Source organism: Streptomyces sp. NPDC005262 (assembly GCF_042872425.1).
Classification (GTDB): Bacteria; Actinomycetota; Actinomycetes; order Streptomycetales; family Streptomycetaceae; genus Streptomyces.
This window is the reverse complement of record NZ_JBIAKK010000002.1, coordinates 452,726-472,733: the sequence shown is the minus strand read 5'-3', so window position 1 is coordinate 472,733 and position 20,008 is coordinate 452,726. Positions and strand designations below refer to the sequence as shown.

Below are 20,008 nucleotides of genomic sequence, written 5' to 3'. Positions count from 1 at the left end.
CCAGGTCAAGGAGTCCCATGCCCCTGGTGCCGGTCATGGTGAGCGGTTCTTCGGCACCCACAGCGTCATCCCGGACTTCATGTAGTCGCCGCGGACGTCAGTCGCAGTAGAGCTTCCTCGGGCATCGGTCGATCACCTGGTGATGGGCCAGCCGATGACCTGGTCGAGCTGCAGGTCGCGGAGGACGGCGTTGTCCAACTTGATGCCGGTGGCGTTGGTCAGCCCATGAGGTGGGGTGCCCGTGAGGACCTGACCGAATCGCGCGCCGGTCAGGTCCGCCGCTCGGAGGTCGGCGCCGGTCAGATCGCAGCCGGCCAGGGAGACTCCGCGCAGGGAGGCGCCGCTGAGGTTGGCCCCGCGAAGATCGCACAGCTTGAAGCGGCAGCCGTCAAGGGTGGCGTGACGCAGATCGGCTCCGCGAAACGAGCACTGCGTGAACCACAATTGCTGCAGGCGCACCGATAGGAGATCACCACCGTCGAAGGACTCCCGGTGGAGAGCCGCATACCGGCGGCGGGACGCGAGGTCTTCCTTTACCGTCACCGCTCTGTCCATGGCAGACATCGTGTCAGCCCTGGTCGACGGATGGCGTCGGCAATTGCGGGACCCGGCGGCCCCAGGCCGGTCCAGAAGATGTGCGAGGGTGACGCGCGGGTCAGGAGGGGGAGTCCAACCGCGGTATGTGAAGACCGAGTTGGACTACCTCGCGACCCGCACTCCATGTGAAGAGCGATGACCTGTCGAAGGATTCACCGCAGCTGGCCCCGCCCCTGCCCGAGCGGTGGGGGCTCGACCATGCCGACCTCGGCGACCTGCGAACTGCCGCTGCTTCTGCCCGGCCGTCGGCCTCGATCCCGTACCCGACGTCGTCGTCACCGACGAGGTGGGAAACGAGAAGACGCTCGTCACCGGCGACGTCGAGTACGTGCGGGCGATCGTCGGGGGGCGCAGTACGGGCGTGATCTCGACGGCCCCTCGGCGTCCGTGCCGCTATGCCGCGTGTTCGGGGAAGACGACCCCCCGGTACCTCATCGGTATCGAGGCCTCAGTGCCGCCGGAAGGTCAGATGTGCGCGCCGATGTACTTCGGAACCGACCCGTACTTGTTGTCTCCGGGCTGGCTGTCGCTGCAGAGGAGGAAGAGCAGGACGATGCCGCCTACCAGCGGGATCAGTCCGATCAGGAGCCACAGGCCGGAGCGCCCGCCATCATGCAGGCGGCGGACGCCCACGGCGAGCGAGGGGAGGAGCATCGCTAGCGCGTAGAGCCCCTGAAGCAGAGTGAAGTCGATTGCGCGTCCGACCACGAACAGCACGATGCTGACCGCGACGTTGAACAGATTGAACACCCAGTATTCGGTGCGACGCGCGCGCCCGCTGAACACCGCGTACTTGTTGAACACGTCTACGTACCAGTGCATGTGATGCCCCCCACGGCCATCGTTGGACGCCGTCCTGAAGTGATCAAGCAGGCAGAACGTATGGTCCTGTCCTGTCCCGTGCAGGTCAAGACGCATCTCGGTGACTGCGGCAGTGGGGACGGCGTGGCTCTGTTCACGAGTCATCCGATCTCGAACTCGCGTAGCGCCAGTCGTCCGCGGCCGGGTCCATGGACTGGCTGCAGCAGCGTTGAACGGCAGCGAACGAGAATGTCGATGAGACTGCCGGCCCGTCCGGCCGGCGGCCATGGACCCGCAGCAGCTCCCAGGGGGCAGGGCGGTTGGCACGGGCTTCAGGAGTCGGACAGGGCGAGTTGGGGCCGGAGCTCGATGAGCACCGACCACCTGTGACCGCGTGCTCGCGGCGCGCGCCGCACTCCCGCAGCAGTACGGCACGACCGTGAACGTCGCCGCCGGATGTGGCCTGCGCCAGGGCGAGATCTTCGGGCTCGCCGTCGATGCGGTGAACTTCCTCGGAGGAGTCGTGCATGTCGTACGGCAGGTGAGTTGGTCGGCCCTGATCTCGTGTTCGCCCCGCCCAAGGCAGGCAGACTGCGGGACGTGCCCTGGCCGACTCCGTGTCGTACGCGCTCGGGGAGCACATCACCCCCGCCGGCCTGCAACGACCCCGCAGAAAAGGCCGTCGGCCGTGCCTTCCGGGAGCGGAAGAACACGGCCGACGGCCCAGAGACGGTCCAGGAGAGCGGAAACCCGCTCCGACCTGCGGCGTTCTTAGATGTCGAAGTACAGCTCGAACTCGTGCGGGTGCGGGCGCAGCTGGATCGGGGCGATCTCGTGCGTCCGCTTGTAGTCGATCCACGTCTCGATCAGGTCGGACGTGAAGACACCGCCGGCGAGCAGGTACTCGTGGTCCGCCTCCAGCGCGTCCAGGACGGCCGGGAGCGAGGTCGGGACCTGCTGGACGTTCGCGTGCTCCTCGGGAGCCAGCTCGTAGAGGTCCTTGTCGATCGGCTCGGCCGGCTCGATCTTGTTCTTCACACCGTCGAGGCCGGCCATCAGCAGCGCCGAGAAGGCCAGGTACGGGTTGGACGACGGGTCCGGAGCGCGGAACTCGACGCGCTTGGCCTTCGGGTTCGAGCCCGTGATCGGGATACGCATCGCGGCCGAGCGGTTGCGCTGCGAGTAGACCATGTTGACCGGGGCCTCGAAGCCGGGGACCAGACGGTGGTAGGAGTTCACCGTCGGGTTCGTGAAGGCCAGGAGCGAGGGGGCGTGCTTGAGGATGCCGCCGATGTAGTAGCGGGCGATGTCCGAGAGGCCCGCGTAGCCCTGCTCGTCGTAGAACAGCGGGTCGCCGCCGGCCCACAGGGACTGGTGCACGTGCATGCCCGAGCCGTTGTCGCCGAAGATCGGCTTCGGCATGAAGGTCGCGGTCTTGTTGTTGCGCCAGGCGACGTTCTTCACGATGTACTTGAAGAGCATCAGGTCGTCGGCCGCGGCGAGCAGCGTGTTGAACTTGTAGTTGATCTCGGCCTGGCCGGCGGTGCCGACCTCGTGGTGCTGGCGCTCGACCTGGAGGCCGTTCTTGTCCAGCTCCAGGGAGATCTCGGCGCGCAGGTCGGCGAAGTGGTCGACCGGCGGGGTCGGGAAGTAGCCGCCCTTGTAGCGGACCTTGTAACCACGGTTGTTCTCTTCGGAACCGGTGTTCCAGGCGCCGGCCTCGGAGTCGATGTGGTAGAAGCTCTCGTTCGCCGACGTCTGGAAGCGGACGTTGTCGAAGACGTAGAACTCCGCCTCGGGACCGAAGTACGCGGTGTCAGCGATGCCGGTGGAGGCGAGGTACGCCTCGGCCTTCTTGGCCACGTTGCGCGGGTCACGGCTGTACTGCTCGCCGGTGATCGGGTCGTGGATGAAGAAGTTGATGTTGACGGTCTTGTCGCGGCGGAAGGGGTCGACACGGGCGGTCGACAGGTCCGCGCGGAGCGCCATGTCGGACTCGTGGATGGCCTGGAAGCCGCGGATCGACGAGCCGTCGAAGGCCAGTTCCTCGGTCGGGTCGAAGGCCGCTGCCGGGATGGTGAAGTGCTGCATCACACCGGGCAGGTCACAGAACCGGACATCGATGAACTTGACGTCTTCGTCGGCGATGTACTTCTTCACGTCGTCGGCGTTCTGGAACATCCAACTCCTCCTACTCCCGTCCCGGAGGGGCGGGGTTGTAGCTCGTTGTGCGGCCAGTGCGGTGGCACACGCTGGACCCGACCATAGGCAGACCGGATTTCTCAAGCATGACCCATTTGTTTCGCCGAAGTTAACCGAGCCGGGTGCGGGTGGCATCCCGGAGTCGTACCCGGGTCAGGTAGCGGTCCGGTCGGGGCGATGGCGACGACCGGGGTGCGGGGCGGCCACGGGCCCCGGGCGGCAGGGCGCGGAGGCGAGCGCAGTACCGTGGTCGGGTGGACAACAGGCAAGCAATCGGATCGTGGCTCTCCGGGCCGCGCGCGGCAGCCGAGGAAATGGGCGTCGACTTCGGGTACCGGGGCAAGCGGCTCGGTCTGCCCGAGGAAGGCCCGGGTTCCGTGGCCCCGCTCGGCCGGCGCTTCGGCGCCCTCCTCATCGACTGGGCGCTCTGCATGCTGATCGCATACGGGCTCTTCGCTCGCGGTGACCAGCAGGCGGCCGGAAACTGGGCGCTCGGCATCTTCCTCGTGCTGAGTGTGCTCACCGTCGGAACCGTCGGCTGTACGCCGGGCAAGCGCATCCTGGGCATCCGGGTCGTCGCCGAGGGCGGTGGCCGGCTCGGACTCGGGCGGGTGGTCCTGCGGAGCGTGCTGCTGTGCCTGGCGATCCCGGCTCTGGTCTGGGACCGTGACGGCCGGGGGCTGCACGACCGGCTCGCCCGGGCCGTCCAGGTGCGGATCTGAGCGTGATGTGACCGAGCGGACGTGACAGAGCGGAAGAGGGCGGGTCCCTGAACCGGAGTGGTTCGGGACCCGCCCTCTTGTCGTGTCCTGTGCGGTGGCCGTGTCAGCGCATCTTGCCGCCGCGCGGCATCCGCATACCCTTCGGCATCGGGCCCTTCGGCAGCGGCATGTTGCTCATCAGGTCGCCCATGGCCCGGAGCCGGTCGTTGGCCGCCGTCACCTGCGGGCCGGTCAGGACCCGCGGCAGCTTCAGCATCTTGGTGCGGACCTTCTTCAGCGGCACCTGGCCCTCGCCGTTGCCGACGATGATGTCGTGCACCGGTACGTCCACGACGATGCGGGCCATCTTCTTCTTCTCGGCCGCCAGCAGGACCTTGACCCGGTTCGGGTTGCCCTCTCCGACCAGCACGATGCCCGCCTTGCCGACGGCCCGGTGGACGACGTCCTGGCTGCGGTTCATCGCGACCGCGGGCGTCGTGGTCCAGCCACGGCCCACGCGGTCCAGCACCGCCGCCGCAGCGCCCGGCTGTCCCTCCATCTGCCCGAAAGCCGCTCGCTCGGCACGCCGTCCGAAGACGATCGCCATCGCGAGGAGAGCCAGCACGAAGCCCAGGATGCCCAGGTAGACCGGGTGATTGATCAAGAAGCCGACAGCGAGGAGGACACCGAAGGTGACGATTCCCACACCCGCGACGACAAGACCGATCTTGGAGTCGGTCCGCCGGGTCATCTTGTAGGTCAGGGCGATCTGCTTGAGCCGCCCCGCGTTCTCGGCGCTGTCCGCGCCGTCAGTGTTTGCCTTCCTCGCCATGTATTGAAGTTTACGTGGCTCAGGAGCGATGGTCGGCCACGGCCTCCAGTACGTATGCGGTCTCGACCCGGTCCTTGGCCCGGCGGCGGTCCTCGAGGACCGCCGTCCAGGCGTTTCGCCGGGCTGTGCGCTGGCCGCTGCTCAGCAGCAGCGACTCGACGGCGCGGAGAGCGTCGGTGACGGACGGGATGGCGGTTGCGCGTACCGGCACGGCCTGCATCGTGGAAATCCCCTCGGAACGGATGCGCGAAGTGAGTCTGTTACGGAAGTGGATTGCGCGGCTGGACACGGGGAGCAGCGACGGCGGCAGCTGTGAAAGCCACTGCGCTGCGTGAATCCAGGGTCACTGCTCGGTGTTACCAGCGCATGACCTGTCGGTCAAACACCAATGAAACCTTGATATGGGCGTCGCGCACGTCGAGGCGGCCCATACGCGTCCCCGACCTGCGGGGAGCGTATGGGCCGCGTCGTATCAGCCACTACCGATCGGTAGCTTCTTGTGCTCGGTTTCACACAGTCCGGGTCACACCGCGGACGCCGGGGTGGCGGCGCCACGGGCCTCGATCGCCTGCTGGAAAAGCCGGCCCGCGCGGTACGAGGAACGGACCAGCGGCCCGGACATCACACCGGAGTAGCCGATCTCGTCCGCCTCCTCCTTGAGCTCCACGAACTCGTGCGGCTTCACCCACCGCTCGACCGGGTGGTGGCGCACGGAGGGCCGCAGGTACTGCGTGATCGTGATGAGCTCGCACCCGGCGTCGTACAGGTCCTGGAGCGCCTCACTCACTTCCTCGCGGGTCTCGCCCATGCCGAGGATGAGGTTGGACTTGGTCACCAGACCTGCCTCGCGGGCCCGCGTGATGACTTCTAGCGAGCGCTCGTAACGGAAACCGGGGCGGATCCGCTTGAAGATCCGCGGCACCGTCTCGACGTTGTGGGCGAGCACCTCGGGGCGCGAGGAGAAGACCTCGGCGAGCTGCTCGGGCTCCGCGTTGAAGTCGGGGATCAGCAGCTCGACCTTGGTGGCGCCGGCCTCGCGCTCCGCCGTCAGAGCGTGGATCTGGCGCACCGTCTCCGCGTACAGCCAGGCGCCGCCGTCCTCCAGGTCGTCGCGCGCGACGCCGGTGATGGTGGCGTAGTTCAGGTCCATCGTGACGACCGACTCGCCGACGCGGCGGGGTTCGTCCCGGTCCAGCGCCTGCGGCTTGCCCGTGTCGATCTGACAGAAGTCACAGCGGCGGGTGCACTGGTCGCCACCGATGAGGAATGTGGCCTCCCGGTCCTCCCAGCACTCGAAGATGTTGGGGCAGCCGGCCTCCTGGCACACCGTGTGCAGACCCTCGCTCTTCACGAGCTTCTGCAGCTGGTTGTACTCGGGGCCCATCTTCGCCCGGGTTTTGATCCACTCGGGCTTGCGCTCGATGGGGGTCTGGCTGTTCCGGACCTCCAGGCGCAACATCTTGCGCCCGTCGGGTGCGACAGCGGACACGTCCGGCTCCCTACGACTTCGATTCTTCGGCGAACACCAGGGTACGCCCGCTATTTGTACGGTCGGGGTGTGGCCCTCACCCCTGGGCAACCAGGGGGCGGGCCGGGCCATTCCCGGAGCGGCCGGGTCCGTGGGGTCGGGCAGTGGGCACCGGCCCCGCGCCCCGCTCCTCGAACGCCGCAGGGCCGGGTTCCGCGGGTCAGGCCGAGGCGCGGTCGATCGCGCGTGGAGCGAGTTCCGCGTTCTCCAGAACGTCCTTCAGGTGCTTCTCGGCGACCGGGAGCACCTCGGCGATCGTGATGTCGCGCCCCAGCTCGTACGCGAGCGAGGTGACGCCCGCGTCACGGATGCCGCACGGCACGATCCGGTCGAACCAGGTGTTGTCCGGGTTCACATTCAGTGCGAAGCCGTGCATGGTCACACCCTTGGCGACCCGGATGCCGATAGCCGCCAGCTTGCGGTCCTCGCGGCGCTGGCCGGCGTTGGAAGGGGCGTACTCGGGGCCGTTCAGCCGCGGGTCGAACTCCTCGTCGTGCAGTCGCGGATCGAAGTCGAGCGACAGGCCGCCGAACGCCGGACGCTCCTCGACCGGGTCGCCCAGCACCCAGACCCCGCTGCGGCCCTCGACCCGGGTGGTCTCCAGACCGAACTCGGCGGCCGTGCGGATCAGCGCGTCCTCCAGCCGGCGGACGTGCGCCACGACATCCACCGGTCGCGGCAGCTTCTGGATCGGATAGCCGACGAGCTGGCCGGGCCCGTGCCAGGTGATCTTGCCGCCGCGGTCCACATCGACGACCGGAGTGCCGTCCAGGGGGCGCTCACTGTCGGTGGTACGCCGTCCGGCCGTGTAGACGGGCGGGTGCTCCAGCAGCAGACAGGTGTCGGGAATCGTGTCCTCGAACCGGGCCGCGTGCACCTCGCGCTGCTTCTGCCATGCCTCCTGGTAGTCGACGGCCGACTCGCCGAATCCCAGCCGGACGAACCGAAGCTCACTCACGACAGATGCCTTCCTACTTGCGGCGCCGGGAGCCGGAGGGTGTCCCCGGCGCCACGTCACCATGCAGTGATTCGCGCCCCGGGCCACTGTACGACCGCCCCGGGAGCGGCGGCCCGGCAGGTCTTTCCCGTCAGCGCCACCCCCAATCCTCACACGATCGGATGAATGTGAAGCGAAGGAGCCTTCGGCCGTCGCGGGCCCCGCTAAATTCGCGCCGTTCCATAAGGGCTGCCCGCCCGGCCCGGAAGGCAGGAGACCGTACAGCTGATGTCGGAACGACCTCCGCAGCGCACCCCCAACCGCCAGCTCGCCTCGCTCATCACGGAAGCCGGATTCTCGAACGCCGGTCTCGCCCGCCGGGTGGACCAGCTCGGCCTCGAACACGGTCTCGATCTGCGGTACGACAAGACGTCCGTGACTCGCTGGCTGCGGGGCCAGCAGCCGCGCGGGACCACCCCTGCCCTGATCGCCGAGGTCTTCACCCGGCGGCTCGGACGCCGGCTCTCGGCGCAGGACCTGGGCCTCGACGCGTGCGCGCCCGTCTATGCCGGTCTGGAGTTCGCCGCCACGCCCAGCGAGGCTGTGGACATCGTCAGCGGGCTCTGGCGGAAGGACTCGGGCAGTCATGCGGAGCTGCGGAAGATCGCCTTCACCCCGGCCGGGCTCGTGGTGCCCAGCCGGGACTGGCTGATCGGACGGGCCGACGAGTGGGTGGCCCGGGGGAACGGGGAGGCCGCTGCGTCCACCGGCGGGACCGGTGCTGCGCGCGGGACGCCGGGGGCCGTGGTCGGCGGGGCCCGCGGGGCGGCAGGGCTCAACGGGGCCCGCGGTGCCCACGGCACGCATGGTGGGCATGGATTACATGGAGCGAACGGGCAGAACGGCTCCGCGGGGCCCGGCGGCAGGTCAGGCGCCCGTGGGCCCGCACCGGTCAGGCCCTCCTCCGGACCGCCCTCCTCACCCGCACCGTCTTCCGCACCTCTGGCGCACCTGGCATCCCCGGCACCAGGCGCACCTAGCGTCCCCCGGCAGCGCCAGATCGACCGCGGCCCCGGCCAGAAGGTCAACAGCGGCGACGTCGCCGCCCTGCGTTCCGTCGGGGAGCTCTTCCGCACCCTCGACCACACCTATGGCGGTGGCCACGCCCGCCAGGCCCTCGTCCGCTATCTGGAGCACGAGGCGGAGCCGATGCTCCGCGGGACGTACGGGGAGGCGATCGGGCGGCGGCTCTTCTCGGCGGCCGCCGATCTGACCCGGCTGGCGGGCTGGACCTCGTACGACATCGCGGCACACGGCCTCGCCCAGCGCTATTTCGTCCAGGCGCTGCGGCTGGCACAGGCAGCGGGGGACCGGGTGTACGGCAGCTATGTCCTGATCACCATGAGCCGGCAGGCGGTGTATCTCGGGCACGGCAGGGAAGCCGTCCAGCTGGCGCGGGTGGCCCAGCAGGGCGTCGGCTCCTCGGCGCCGCCCGCCGTCATGGCCCTGCTGCACGCGGTCGAGGCGCGCGGGCACGGGGTGCTCGGTGAGGCCAGGACCTGTGCGGCCTCGCTGGCGCGGGCGGAACACGCGCTGGAGGCCGCCAGGCCCGGTGACGACGTACCGCACTGGGGGCGCTACTTCGACGAGGCGCAGCTCGCCGACGAGTTCGGGCACTGTCACCGCGATCTGCAGCAGTACCGGGCCGCCGCGCAGCATGCGGAGCGCTCGCTCCAGCTGCGCGCCCCGGTGTACGCCCGGAGCAGGTTGTTCTGCCGGGTGGTGCTGGCGTCGGCCCGGCTCGGGCTCGGCGAGCTCGACCAGGCGTGCCTGCTCGGCGCGGAGGCGGCCCAACAGGCGGCGGAGATGCGGTCGGTGCGTGCGACGGAGTACGTGAGGGAGTTCGAGCGTCGTCTTGAGCCGTACCGGGACGCGGCGGCGGTACGCGGCTACCGCGAGCGGGTCGCGGCCTTCGGCTGACCCCTTCCGTGTATCGGGAGGCGGGCGGAATCAGGCCGCTTCGCGCAACCCGGCCTCCACATCGTTCCCGGACCGGATGCCCAGATCGCCGAGGATGGCGTGTGCGGCGCGGCGGCCCGAGAACAAGGCGCCCTGGACCGTGCTGGTGTCCCGGTGGTCGCCGCACACGTACAGCCCGGCGAGCAGTCGCACCGGGCGGCGCAGATCGTGCGGGGGCGGCATCGCCGGGACCGCCTCCGGATCGTGGTGGGCGGCCAGGAGCTCCCAGTCGTCCGTGGAGGTGCCGTACAGCGCGGCGAGATGGGTACGGGCCGAGCGGTCGAGATCGGGCGGCGGGGTGCCGAGCACCGTCGAAGTGATCAGGGTCCGGCCGTTCGGGGCGCGCGACGGGTCGACCTCGCTCATCACACAGGTGTGCGCGACCGGGCCCGAGCGGTCGGCGTCCAGCAGCAGCGCGGCGCCGGTCGGCGGGGGAGCGGGAGCCGTGTGGTGCAGGACCGTCACCGGGTGGAAGGACGGCACCCGCAGACCGGGCAGCAGCTCGGCGGCAGCGCCCGCGCCGGTGGCCAACAGCAGGGATCGGCAGCCCAGTTCGCCGTGCTCCTTGGTGCGGACCGAGGTGATGTCGGCGGCGGTGACGTGCACACCGGTGCGTACGGTGCCGGGCGGCAGCGCCGCCGCCAGCAGATCGGGCAGCGTGGCCGAACCACCGGACGGTACGCACAGCCGGCCGCGTGCGTAGCCGCGCAGGACGAGATCGGCGCAGCGGCTCGATGTGGTGAGCCCGGGGTCGCTGAGCAGCGCGGTGAGCAGCGGGCGCAGAAAGCCGTTGACCGTACGGGACGGCAGGCCGCGGCTGGACAGGGCGGCGAGCGCGGTCTGTTCGGGCCGGGCCAGGATGCGGGATGCCGGGGTGGTGGCGAGCCTGGCCAGGGCGGCGCCGAGCCGGGCCTGGTCGATCGGCCCGCCCATCGGCGGCCGGGGGGCGCTCGCCAGGGCGCGCGCCGCCTTGAGTGCGCCCCTTGCGCTCCGTGTGTGCCGCACGTCGCCGGTCCGGTACTGACGGCCCTCGCTGTGGACGAGCACCCCCGGCGCGAAGTTCCGCAGCACGAGCCCTTCGAGCCCGGGCGTCGTGCGCAGTTCCGGATACGAGGTGCTGAGAAGCGGGCCGAGGTGGTCGAGCCGGAATCCGTCCACTTCCTCGGTGGCCATCCGGCCGCCGGCCCGTGGACCGGCCTCCAGGACGCTGACGCTTACCCCTGCACTGGTCAATTGATGCGCTGCTGACAGGCCGGCGATCCCGGCCCCGATGATGACGACGTCCGCGTGGTGTGCCGTGCTGAGCACGTGCCCCTCCCCGAGTCGGCGCGACTGCTGGGAGGGTCTTGCCCCCAACAGGCCCCCGGAATGCCCGAGTTCGCGAAGAGGCTAGGAGGGGACCGGTGCGGGCACAGTCGCGCGCGGCCCGGGGCACCGTTGCACGGGGTCGCACATCCGTGTGATTCGCCCGTCGGTGGTCAGCGCAGCGCCGCGCGGATCGAGGCGTCGATGCCGGGAAAGGCGAACGAGAATCCCGACTCCAGCAGCCGTCTCGGCAGCACCCGCTGACTGCCCAGCACGTCCTCCGCGAAGTCCCCCAGGGCGATCCGAAGGGCGGGCGCCGGAACGGCGAACAGCGTCGGGCGGCGCAGCACGCGCCCCATCGCGGCCGTCACCTCACCATTGGTCACGGGGTCCGGCCCGGTCAGATTGACCGGTCCCGACAGCGACGGCGTATCGAGGATGTACCGCAGGGCGGCGATGTGGTCGTGCAGCGCGATGAAGCTCCAGTACTGGTGCCCGTTGCCGAGCCGCCCGCCGAGACCCGCCCGGAACAACGGGAACAGCCGGCCCCAGGCCCCGCCTTCCCGGCCGACGACCAGACCCGTGCGCGCGAACACCGTCCGTACGCCCGCGTCCTCCGCCGGGGCCGCGGCCGCCTCCCATTCCACGCACACGGACGGCAGGAATCCCTCGCCGTGCGGCGAGCTCTCGTCGACCGCACGGTCCCCGGTGTCGCCGTAGTAGCCGATCGCCGACCCGGACAGCAGGACCTTCGGCGGTACGTCGAGGGAGGCCACCGCCTGCGCGATCGCTTCCGTCCCCAGCACCCGGCTGTCCCGGATCTCCTGCTTGTACGCCTCGGTCCAGCGGTGGTCGCCGACCCCGGCACCGGCGAGATGGACGACGGCGTCGCAGCCGACCAGGCCCGCCCCGTCGACGTAACCCCGTTTCGGGTCCCACTCGACCTCGTCCCCGGCCCGCGCCGGGCGCCGGACCAGGCGTACGACGTCGTGTCCGTCAACCCGCAACGAGCGCACCAGCGCCGTTCCGATGAGTCCGGTGGATCCGGTGACAGCAATACGGGAGTTCACCATGGATCCATCCTGCCGCAGGGGAGGACGCGGCGCCTCGCCCGTGCCGCCCGGGCGCGTCCGAGCGGCGGCCGGGCGCCCGGCGGATATGCGATGACGCGATCGGGCGCGCCGTGGCACAGTGCGCGGATGTCTGAAATCCACATGAGCCACGTACGCCCCGCAGATCTCGGCGACGACACCGAACTCGCGGAGCTCGACCGGGCCACCTGGTCGACCCTGCACTCGGTTCAATCGCGGTCGCAGCCGCCGTACGAGCCGTTCTTCAGCGACCGCAGCCGGCCCGAACACCTGCTCGTCGCCGAGGCGGAGGACGCGGCGGGTGAGGCACGCATCGCCGGCTACATCAGGGTCGTTCCGCCGACCGCGCTGGCCTGCCACACGCATGTGCGCCAGATACAGGGCCTGGCGGTGGCCGACTGGGCGCGCGGCCGCGGTGTCGCCAGGGGGTTGTTGCGGGCCGCGCTCGCGGCGGCACGGGGCGACGGCGCGAGCCGGATGACGCTGCGGGTGCTCGGGCACAATGCGCCCGCGCGTGCGTTGTACGAGTCGGAGGGGTTCGTCGTCGAGGGCGTGCTGCCCGGCGAGTTCTTCCTGGCCGGGCGTTACGTGGACGACGTCCTGATGGGCCGTCCGCTCACCCCCTGAGGAGTCCCGACCGACCCGGTACCGGACGGCGCGCAGCGCGGGGCGGAAGGGGACCGGTCAGCCGGCGCCGAACCGCTCCCAGAGCAGCGGGTAGCGCGCGGCCAGGGCCGCGTCGTCCTCGAAGCCGAACGGGATGCCCTCCGGCTCGGCCGACTGCGGCGGAAGGCCGAGATCCGGTGTGACGATGCCGGTGAGCTGCTCGTACGCCTCGTCGGCGGCGTAGCCGAGGTCCTCGGCGTCCCCGTCGATCTCGTCGTCGAAGTCGTCGAGGAGTTCGGCGAGACTGTCCGGATCGTGCACCGCCGCCTCGAAGATCTCCCGGCCCTGGCCGATCAGCCAGCAGCGGAAGAAGTCGAACGCGTCGTCGCTCGCGCCGCCGAGCAGCACGGCGGCGGCGCCCCACACGTCCCAGCGGTATGCGCGGTTGAAGCGGGCCTCGAAGTGCCGGGCGAAGTCCAGCACGGATTCCGGATCGAGCTGCAACAGCCGTTCGACGAGCAGGTCGGCATGTTCCTCGGGGTCGCCCTCGGCGGCCTCGCGGGTGCTGTCGATGATCTCCCAGAATTCCGTCTCGTCCATCACGGGACAAGCATCGGCCTTGGCGGCAGGCGATGCACGCGGAGACGCCGAAAAGAAGCCTTCAGCGATAGAGATCGCTCAGCCGTTCGGCGGCAGCGCCGAACCGGGTCCGCAGAGCGGCCGGTTCGAGTACCTCCAACTCCGGCCCCAGGGAGAGCAGCTGGCTGTACGCGACATCCAGCGACTCGACCGGCAGGACGACCGTACGCCACCCGTCGGCGTCGGGCGGGGCGGCCGCGTCCAGCGCATCGAGGGCGGCCGAGCGGTCAACGAGATGAGGCAGTCGGCCTACGCCCGCCTCCGACACCCGTACCGTCACCTCGGTCCGCAGGATCGACCGGGCGAACTGTGCGGCCCGCTCGTCCCAGAACGCCGGCAGGTCGAAGTCCTCGTCCCGGGCGAACCGTTCGTCCGTCACGGCCACCGCCGCGAAGCGGTCGAGCCGGTACACCCGGAAGTCGGTCCCGGCCCGGGCGCAGACGTACCAGACCCCGGCCTTGAGAACGAGCCCGTACGGTGCCAGCTCCCGCTCGACCTCGCTGCCCGGCCCGCCGCGCCGGTAACGGGCCTTGACCATCCGGTCGTCCCAGACGGCCTCCGCGACGGCGGGCAGCAGCTCGGGTGTGACGGGCTCCTGGTACCAGCCGGGCGCATCCAGATGGAACCGCTGGGCGGCGGCGTCCGAGGCGTCCCGGAGCGAGGGCAGCAGAGCGGCGGACACCTTGAGCCGGGCGGCCGACGCGGCATCCTCCAGCCCCATCTCACGCAGCGCGGACGGCAGGCCGGACAGGAAGAGCGCCTCGGCCTCGTTCCGGGCCAGGCCGGTGAGCCGGGTGCGGTACCCGCCGACCAGCCGGTACCCGCCTGCCCGGCCCCGGTCCGCGTACACCGGAACACCCGCCTCGGAGAGCGCCTGGGCGTCGCGGGTGATGGTCCGCTCGGAGACCTCCAGCTCCCGGGCGAGCTCGGCGGCGGTCATCTCGGGCCGGGACTGGAGGAGCAGCACCATCTTGATGAGCCGGGCAGCGCGCATGGGGCAAGTGTGCCTTGCCTCGATCGCCGGGCGGGCTCGCAGAGAAGCCCTCGACCGCCGGGCGGGCACGGGAAACGTGCCCGCCCGGCGATCGAGGGCGGAACGGCGGCCGGGCGCACCCGGCCGCCTCACCTCACAGCCCGTACTTCTCCCGGGCCTCCTTCACCGCCGACGCGGGCACCTCGCCGCGCCGCGCCAGCTGGGCCAGCGCCGCGACCGCGATCGACGGGGCGTCGACGCCGAAGTGGCGGCGGGCGGCGTCACGGGTGTCGGACAGACCGAAGCCGTCCGTGCCGAGCGAGGACCAGTCCTGCTCCACCCACTGGCTGATCTGGTCCGGGACCTGACGCATCCAGTCGCTGACCGCGAGGACCGGACCCGGCGCACCGGACAGGGCCTGCGTCACGTACGGCAGCCGCTGCTCACCGCGGAGCAGCGCCTCGTCGCACTCCAGCGCCTCGCGGCGCAGCTCGCCCCAGGACGTGGCGGACCAGACGTCGGCCGTGACACCCCAGTCCGCGGCGAGCAGCTCCTGGGCCTCCAGGGCCCAGTGGATCGCCGTGCCGGAGGCCAGCAGCTGCAGGCGCGGCGCGTCCGCCGAGGCGGGCGTGCCCTCCTTGAAGCGGTACAGACCCTTGACGATGCCGTCCTCGACGCCTTCCGGCATCGCGGGCTGCGGCTTCGGCTCGTTGTAGACCGTCAGGTAGTAGAAGACGTTCTCGGCCTCGGGGCCGTACATCCTCCGCAGACCGTCCTTGACGATCACCGCGATCTCGTACGCGAACGCCGGGTCGTAGTTGAGCGACGCCGGGTTCGTGGCCGCGATCAGGTGCGAGTGGCCGTCCGCGTGCTGCAGGCCCTCACCGGTCAGCGTCGTGCGGCCCGCCGTGGCGCCGACGATGAAGCCCTTGCCGAGCTGGTCGGCGAGCTGCCACATCTGGTCGCCGGTCCGCTGCCAGCCGAACATCGAGTAGAAGATGTAGAAGGGGATCATCGTCTCGCCGTGCGTCGCGTACGACGTGGCGGCGGCGATGAAGTCGGCCATGGCGCCGGCCTCGGTGATCCCCTCGTTGAGGATCTGGCCGTCCTTGGCCTCCTTGTAGTACATCAACTGGTCGCGGTCGACCGGGTCGTACGTCTGGCCCAGCGGCGAGTAGATACCGGCCGACGGGAACAGTGACTCCATGCCGAAGGTACGGGCCTCGTCGGGGACGATCGGAACCCAGCGCTTGCCGGTCTCCTTGTCCCGCATCAGATCCTTGGCCAGGCGGACGAAGGCCATGGTGGTGGCCATCTCCTGCTTGCCGGACCCCTTCTTCAGCGCGGCGAACGCCCGCTCCTCCGGCTCGGGCAGCGCCACCGCGTGCACCCGGCGGGCCGGGGCGGGGCCGCCGAGGGCGGCGCGGCGCTCCTGGAGGTAGCGGACCTCAGGAGAGTCCGCGCCCGGGTGGCCGTAGGGCACCAGGCCGTCGTCGAAGGCGCTGTCCGGGATCGGGAGTCCGAGCAGCTCGCGCATGCCCTTGAACTCGTCGATCGTCAGCTTCTTCATCTGGTGGTTGGCGTTCTTGGACTCGAAGCCCTTGCCGAGCGTGTAGCCCTTCACCGTCTGGGCGAGGATCACGGTCGGCGCGCCCTTGTGCTCGACGGCCGCCTTGTACGCCGCGTACACCTTGCGGGCCTCGTGGCCGCCGCGGGAGGTGTAGAAGCACTCGGCGATTTTCGCGTCGGTGAGCAGCTTCGCCAGCTCGGCGAGCGCCGGCTCGGCGCCGAAGAAGTGCTCGCGGATGTACGCGACGTCGCGGGTGGCGTACGTCTGGAACTGGGCGTCCGGGACCTCCCGGAGCCGACGGACCAGCGCGCCCGTGGTGTCCAGCTGGAACAGTTCGTCCCAGGCGTTGCCCCAGAGCGTCTTGATGACGTTCCAGCCGGCTCCGCGGAACGCACCCTCAAGCTCCTGGACCACCCGGAAGTTGGCGCGGACCGGGCCGTCCAGACGCTGCAGGTTGCAGTTGATGACGAAGGTCAGGTTGTCGAGCTGCTCACGCGCCGCGAGGGCGAGGGCCGCGGTCGACTCGGGCTCGTCCATCTCGCCGTCGCCCAGGAAGGCCCAGACGTGCGAGTTCGACGTGTCCTTGATGTTGCGGTTGGTCAGATAGCGGTTGAAGCGCGCCTGGTAGATGGCCGCGAGCGGGCCGAGGCCCATCGACACGGTGGGGAACTCCCACAGCCAGGGCAGCCGCCGTGGGTGCGGGTAGGACGGCAGACCGTCGCCGCCCGCCTCCTGGCGGAAGTTGTCGAGCTGCTGCTCGCCGAGCCGGCCGTCGAGGAAGGCACGGGCGTAGATGCCGGGGGAGGCGTGGCCCTGGATGTAGAGCTGGTCGCCGGAGCCGTCCCCCTCCTTGCCGCGGAAGAAGTGGTTGAAGCCGGTCTCGTACAGCCAGGCCGCCGAGGCGAAAGTGGCGATGTGGCCGCCGACGCCGTGCCGGGCGCCACGGGTGACCATCGCGGCCGCGTTCCAGCGGTTCCAGGCGGTGATCCGGGACTCCATCTCCAGGTCGCCGTCGAACGCGGGTTCGGCGGCGGTCGGGATGGAGTTGACGTAATCGGTCTCCAGCAGCTTGGGCAGCGCGAGACCGGCACCCTCGGCGTGCTGGAGCGAGCGGCGCATCAGGTATGCGGCCCGGTGCGGGCCCGCAGCCTTGGTGACGGCATCGAGGGAGGCCGCCCATTCGGCGGTCTCCTCCGGGTCACGGTCCGGGAGCTGGTCGAGCTCGCTCGGAAGCTTTCCTACGGGGTCGGTCATGATCGCCGCCTTCCGGAGAGGAGGGGGGTGGAGAAAGGCCCTGACTGGCAGGACAGGGCGATGGGGCCGGTGGGCCCGCGAAATGAACTCTAAATCGCTGATCGATGATCGATCAAAGGATGAAAGGCAAAACTTCTCGATATAGAGAAATTGGCATCCGGTGCCCTGTTTCGCGGCACGGAGTGACGCTCCAAATAGTCATAAACCGGGCGCGTGACTGCACGGTCGAGCGCCCTCGCCCCCATCTGCGCACGGGCCTCAGGCGCGCGGCGCGCACCCCAGGACATGCGCCTTCACCAGCACACCGATGTCCGGGTCCTTGCGGAGGAACGCGTCGATGAGCGCCTCGTGCTCTTCCGCGTACGACTTCTGCACCGTCCCCAGCCAGCGGATCGAGAGCGCCGTGAACACCTCGATGCCCAGCCCCTCCCAGGTGTGCAGCAGCACGGCGTTCCCGGCGGCCCGCACCATCTCCCGGTGGAACGCCACCGTGTGCCGTACCTGCGCCTCGCCGTCGGCCAGCCGGTCGGCTTCGTACAACGCCGCCACATGCGGCGACAGCCGCGAGCAGTCCTCGCCGAGCGTCGGAGCCGCCAGCTCCGCGGCGATCTGCTCGAGACCGGCCCGTACCGGGTAGGACTCCTCCAGGTCGGCCGCTGTCAGATTCCGTACCCGTACGCCCTTGTTGGGCGCCGACTCGATCAGCCGGAGGGTCTCCAGCTCCCGCAGCGCCTCGCGTACGGGCGTCTGACTGACCTCCAGCTCGGTGGCGATCCGTCGCTCCACGATCCGCTCGCCCGGCTTCCAGCGCCCGCTGACGATCCCGTCCACGATGTGCTCGCGGATCTGTTCGCGCAGCGAGTGGACGACGGGCGGGGTCATGAGGGGCTCCTTCGGAAAAACCGACGCTGCCGACCGGTCTGCGCCGAAGCGGCGACCGGTGGTGTCTAGACAATACGGCGGCGCCCCCGCCCGGAAGTGGTCCGGACGGGGGCGCCGCTGGTGAGGCTGGTTACAACGAGCCGTACCCGCCTTACAGGCCGAGCTCGACCTCGAACTCGCCGGCCTCCAGGATCGCCTTGACCGCGGTCAGGTAGCGGGCGGCGTCCGCGCCGTCCACCAGACGGTGGTCGTAGGAGAGCGAGAGGTACGTCATGTCGCGCACCGCGATCGTCTCGCCGAGGTCCGGGTGGTCGATGACCACCGGGCGGCGGACCGTGGCACCGATGCCCAGGATGGCGGCCTGGTTCGGCGGCACGATGACGGTGTCGAACAGCGCACCGCGCGAACCGGTGTTGCTGATGGTGAAGGTGGCACCGGACATGTCGTCCGGGGTCAGACCGCCACCGCGGGCCTTGCCGGCCAGCTCGGCGGTCTTCTTCGAGATACCGGCGATGTTCAGGTCGCCCGCACCCTTGATGACCGGGGTCATCAGACCCTTCTCGGCGTCCACGGCGATGCCGATGTTCTCCGAGTCGAAGTACGTGATGGTGCCCTCGTCCTCGTTGATCCGGGCGTTGATGACCGGGTGGGCCTTCAGCGCCTGGGCCGCCGCCTTCACGAAGAACGGCATCGGGGACAGCTTGACGCCCTCACGGGCGGCGAACGCGGCCTTCGCCTGGTTGCGCAGCTTCATCAGCTTCGTGATGTCGACCTCGAGGACCGAGGTCAGCTGGGCCTGCGAGTGCAGCGCCTTCATCATGTTGTCGCCGATGACCTTGCGCATGCGGGTCATCTTGACCGTCTGACCGCGCAGCGGGGAGACCTCGAGCTTCGGCGCCTTCGCGGCCGCCGGGGCAGCCGCGACGGGGGCCGGAGCAGCGGCGGCGGCCTTGGCGGCCTCCGCGGCGGCGACGACGTCCTGCTTGCGGATACGGCCACCGACACCGGTGCCCTTGACCGCGGCGAGGTCGACACCGTTCTCGGCGGCGAGCTTGCGGACCAGCGGCGTGACGTACGCGCCTTCGTCACCGGAGACCGCGGCCGGAGCGGGCGGGGCGACCGGAGCCGGGGCGGCGACCGGAGCAGCCGGGGCGGCCGGGGCGGCCACGGGCGCCGGAGCGGCGGGCGCCACCGGGGCCGGGGCCGGAGCGGGGGCAGCCGGAGCGGCCGGGGCAGCGGCGGCGGAGGCGGGGGCCGGGGCGGCCACGGGAGCCGGAGCGGCCACGGGAGCCGGAGCGGCCACGGGAGCCGGAGCGGCCACGGGAGCCGGAGCGGCGGGGGCCGGGGCAGCGGCCGGAGCGGCGCCCGCGGCACCGATGACGGCGAGCTTGGCGCCGACCTCGGCGGTCTCGTCCTCGGCGACCACGATCTCCAGCAGCACGCCGGAGACGGGGGCGGGGATCTCGGTGTCGACCTTGTCCGTGGAGACCTCGAGCAGCGGCTCGTCCTCCGTGACCTCCTCGCCGACCTCCTTCAGCCAGCGGGTGACGGTGCCCTCGGTGACGCTCTCGCCGAGCGCCGGAAGGGTGACGTCGGTACCGGTGGCGCCACCGGCCGGTGCGGCGGCCGCAGGGGCCGGGGCAGCGGCGGGGGCCTCGGCGACCGGGGCGGGTGCGGCAGCGGCAGGCGCGGCCGCGGGCTCGGCGGCCGGAGCCGCGGCCGGGGCGGGTGCGCCCGTGCCGTCGTCGATGATGGCCAGCTCGGCGCCGACCTCGACGGTCTCGTCCTCGGCGACCTTGATGGAGGCGAGGATGCCGGCGGAGGGGGCCGGGATCTCGGTGTCGACCTTGTCGGTCGACACCTCGAGCAGCGGCTCGTCGACCTCGACGCGCTCGCCCTCGGCCTTCAGCCAGCGGGTGACAGTTCCCTCGGTGACGCTCTCGCCGAGCGCCGGAAGGGTTACGGAAACCGACATGGTTTCAGTTGCTCCTAAGGATGTGGTCTCCCCGGCTCGCGAGCGGGACCGCGAGCTCGGGGAAGTGCGGAAGTGTCGGTCGTCGCGCCCTGACCG

17 protein-coding genes are annotated in these 20,008 nt (G+C 70.5%); 3 read left to right on the top strand and 14 right to left on the bottom strand.

What is annotated here, in order from left to right; genetic code table 11:
* Positions 1–132: 132 nt before the first annotated feature.
* The 3 genes from ACFYP5_RS07330 to glnA all read right to left on the bottom strand — a co-directional run bounded on the left by ACFYP5_RS07330 (position 133) and on the right by glnA (position 3,579).
* Positions 133–543 (bottom strand): pentapeptide repeat-containing protein, encoded by a 411-nt coding sequence (locus ACFYP5_RS07330; RefSeq protein ID WP_389031771.1) that lies wholly within the window; start codon positions 541–543, stop codon positions 133–135.
* 519 nt (positions 544–1,062) lie between these two features.
* Entirely contained in the window at positions 1,063–1,419 is a 357-nt protein-coding gene (locus tag ACFYP5_RS07325; RefSeq protein ID WP_389032938.1) for a DUF805 domain-containing protein, read from the bottom strand.
* 750 nt (positions 1,420–2,169) lie between these two features.
* Positions 2,170–3,579: a type I glutamate--ammonia ligase gene (gene glnA / locus ACFYP5_RS07320; protein ID WP_030933685.1), complete on the bottom strand. Its 1,410-nt coding sequence runs from the start codon at positions 3,577–3,579 to the stop codon at positions 2,170–2,172.
* Positions 3,580–3,854: 275 nt separating this feature from the next.
* Between glnA and ACFYP5_RS07315 the strand changes: the two genes are divergently transcribed.
* Positions 3,855–4,322 carry an RDD family protein gene (locus ACFYP5_RS07315; RefSeq protein WP_389031768.1) on the top strand — a complete coding sequence of 156 codons (468 nt, stop codon included), beginning with the start codon at positions 3,855–3,857 and terminating at the stop codon, positions 4,320–4,322.
* A gap of 103 nt (positions 4,323–4,425) precedes the next feature.
* Here the strand turns inward: ACFYP5_RS07315 and ACFYP5_RS07310 are convergent, their stop codons facing one another.
* The 4 genes from ACFYP5_RS07310 to lipB all read right to left on the bottom strand — a co-directional run bounded on the left by ACFYP5_RS07310 (position 4,426) and on the right by lipB (position 7,619).
* On the bottom strand, positions 4,426–5,133 hold the full coding sequence (locus tag ACFYP5_RS07310) for a DUF4191 domain-containing protein (RefSeq protein ID WP_389031765.1): 708 nt from the start codon (positions 5,131–5,133) through the stop codon (positions 4,426–4,428).
* A gap of 19 nt (positions 5,134–5,152) precedes the next feature.
* A complete protein-coding gene (locus ACFYP5_RS07305) occupies positions 5,153–5,353 on the bottom strand; it encodes a hypothetical protein (protein ID WP_030970723.1) in 201 nt (66 codons plus the stop codon).
* A gap of 303 nt (positions 5,354–5,656) precedes the next feature.
* Positions 5,657–6,622, bottom strand: a complete 966-nt coding sequence (gene lipA, locus ACFYP5_RS07300) for a lipoyl synthase (protein WP_389031763.1) — start codon at positions 6,620–6,622, stop codon at positions 5,657–5,659.
* Positions 6,623–6,821: 199 nt separating this feature from the next.
* Complete coding sequence (gene lipB, locus ACFYP5_RS07295) at positions 6,822–7,619, bottom strand: lipoyl(octanoyl) transferase LipB (protein WP_389031760.1); 798 nt, start codon at positions 7,617–7,619, stop codon at positions 6,822–6,824.
* Between the two features lie 267 nt (positions 7,620–7,886).
* Between lipB and ACFYP5_RS07290 the strand changes: the two genes are divergently transcribed.
* Complete coding sequence (locus ACFYP5_RS07290; protein WP_389031758.1) at positions 7,887–9,578, top strand: regulator; 1,692 nt, start codon at positions 7,887–7,889, stop codon at positions 9,576–9,578.
* A gap of 30 nt (positions 9,579–9,608) precedes the next feature.
* On the opposite strand, the gene ACFYP5_RS07285 is transcribed toward ACFYP5_RS07290, so the two are convergent.
* Positions 9,609–10,925, bottom strand: coding sequence for an NAD(P)/FAD-dependent oxidoreductase (locus tag ACFYP5_RS07285; RefSeq protein WP_389031756.1), 1,317 nt, complete (start codon positions 10,923–10,925; stop codon positions 9,609–9,611).
* A 170-nt stretch (positions 10,926–11,095) separates the two neighbouring features.
* Positions 11,096–11,995: a TIGR01777 family oxidoreductase gene (locus ACFYP5_RS07280; protein ID WP_389031754.1), complete on the bottom strand. Its 900-nt coding sequence runs from the start codon at positions 11,993–11,995 to the stop codon at positions 11,096–11,098.
* Positions 11,996–12,121: 126 nt separating this feature from the next.
* Between ACFYP5_RS07280 and ACFYP5_RS07275 the strand changes: the two genes are divergently transcribed.
* On the top strand, positions 12,122–12,640 hold the full coding sequence (locus ACFYP5_RS07275; protein ID WP_389031752.1) for a GNAT family N-acetyltransferase: 519 nt from the start codon (positions 12,122–12,124) through the stop codon (positions 12,638–12,640).
* Positions 12,641–12,697: 57 nt separating this feature from the next.
* Here the strand turns inward: ACFYP5_RS07275 and ACFYP5_RS07270 are convergent, their stop codons facing one another.
* The 5 genes from ACFYP5_RS07270 to sucB all read right to left on the bottom strand — a co-directional run bounded on the left by ACFYP5_RS07270 (position 12,698) and on the right by sucB (position 19,912).
* Positions 12,698–13,219 carry a DUF4240 domain-containing protein gene (locus ACFYP5_RS07270; RefSeq protein WP_389032935.1) on the bottom strand — a complete coding sequence of 174 codons (522 nt, stop codon included), beginning with the start codon at positions 13,217–13,219 and terminating at the stop codon, positions 12,698–12,700.
* A gap of 61 nt (positions 13,220–13,280) precedes the next feature.
* A complete protein-coding gene (locus ACFYP5_RS07265) occupies positions 13,281–14,252 on the bottom strand; it encodes a helix-turn-helix transcriptional regulator (protein WP_389031750.1) in 972 nt (323 codons plus the stop codon).
* A 133-nt stretch (positions 14,253–14,385) separates the two neighbouring features.
* Positions 14,386–17,055: a pyruvate dehydrogenase (acetyl-transferring), homodimeric type gene (gene aceE, locus ACFYP5_RS07260; protein ID WP_389031748.1), complete on the bottom strand. Its 2,670-nt coding sequence runs from the start codon at positions 17,053–17,055 to the stop codon at positions 14,386–14,388.
* 258 nt (positions 17,056–17,313) lie between these two features.
* A complete protein-coding gene (locus ACFYP5_RS07255; protein ID WP_267005536.1) occupies positions 17,314–17,937 on the bottom strand; it encodes a GntR family transcriptional regulator in 624 nt (207 codons plus the stop codon).
* Between the two features lie 151 nt (positions 17,938–18,088).
* The gene (sucB, locus tag ACFYP5_RS07250; RefSeq protein ID WP_389031746.1) at positions 18,089–19,912 is read right to left on the bottom strand and encodes a 2-oxoglutarate dehydrogenase, E2 component, dihydrolipoamide succinyltransferase; all 1,824 of its coding nucleotides are present in this window, start codon (positions 19,910–19,912) and stop codon (positions 18,089–18,091) included.
* Positions 19,913–20,008: the final 96 nt, after the last annotated feature.

What these genes read in the sequence shown, in the direction of transcription:
- ACFYP5_RS07325 (WP_389032938.1), bottom strand. Translation starts at nt 1,419, where the DNA reads ATGCACTGGTACGTAGACGTGTTCAACAAGTACGCGGTGTTCAGCGGG.
- glnA (WP_030933685.1), bottom strand. Translation starts at nt 3,579, where the DNA reads ATGTTCCAGAACGCCGACGACGTGAAGAAGTACATCGCCGACGAAGAC.
- ACFYP5_RS07310 (WP_389031765.1), bottom strand. Translation starts at nt 5,133, where the DNA reads ATGGCGAGGAAGGCAAACACTGACGGCGCGGACAGCGCCGAGAACGCG.
- ACFYP5_RS07305 (WP_030970723.1), bottom strand. Translation starts at nt 5,353, where the DNA reads ATGCAGGCCGTGCCGGTACGCGCAACCGCCATCCCGTCCGTCACCGAC.
- ACFYP5_RS07290 (WP_389031758.1), top strand. Translation starts at nt 7,887, where the DNA reads ATGTCGGAACGACCTCCGCAGCGCACCCCCAACCGCCAGCTCGCCTCG.
- ACFYP5_RS07280 (WP_389031754.1), bottom strand. Translation starts at nt 11,995, where the DNA reads ATGGTGAACTCCCGTATTGCTGTCACCGGATCCACCGGACTCATCGGA.
- ACFYP5_RS07275 (WP_389031752.1), top strand. Translation starts at nt 12,122, where the DNA reads ATGTCTGAAATCCACATGAGCCACGTACGCCCCGCAGATCTCGGCGAC.
- ACFYP5_RS07270 (WP_389032935.1), bottom strand. Translation starts at nt 13,219, where the DNA reads ATGGACGAGACGGAATTCTGGGAGATCATCGACAGCACCCGCGAGGCC.
- ACFYP5_RS07265 (WP_389031750.1), bottom strand. Translation starts at nt 14,252, where the DNA reads ATGCGCGCTGCCCGGCTCATCAAGATGGTGCTGCTCCTCCAGTCCCGG.
- aceE (WP_389031748.1), bottom strand. Translation starts at nt 17,055, where the DNA reads ATGACCGACCCCGTAGGAAAGCTTCCGAGCGAGCTCGACCAGCTCCCG.
- ACFYP5_RS07255 (WP_267005536.1), bottom strand. Translation starts at nt 17,937, where the DNA reads ATGACCCCGCCCGTCGTCCACTCGCTGCGCGAACAGATCCGCGAGCAC.
- sucB (WP_389031746.1), bottom strand. Translation starts at nt 19,912, where the DNA reads ATGTCGGTTTCCGTAACCCTTCCGGCGCTCGGCGAGAGCGTCACCGAG.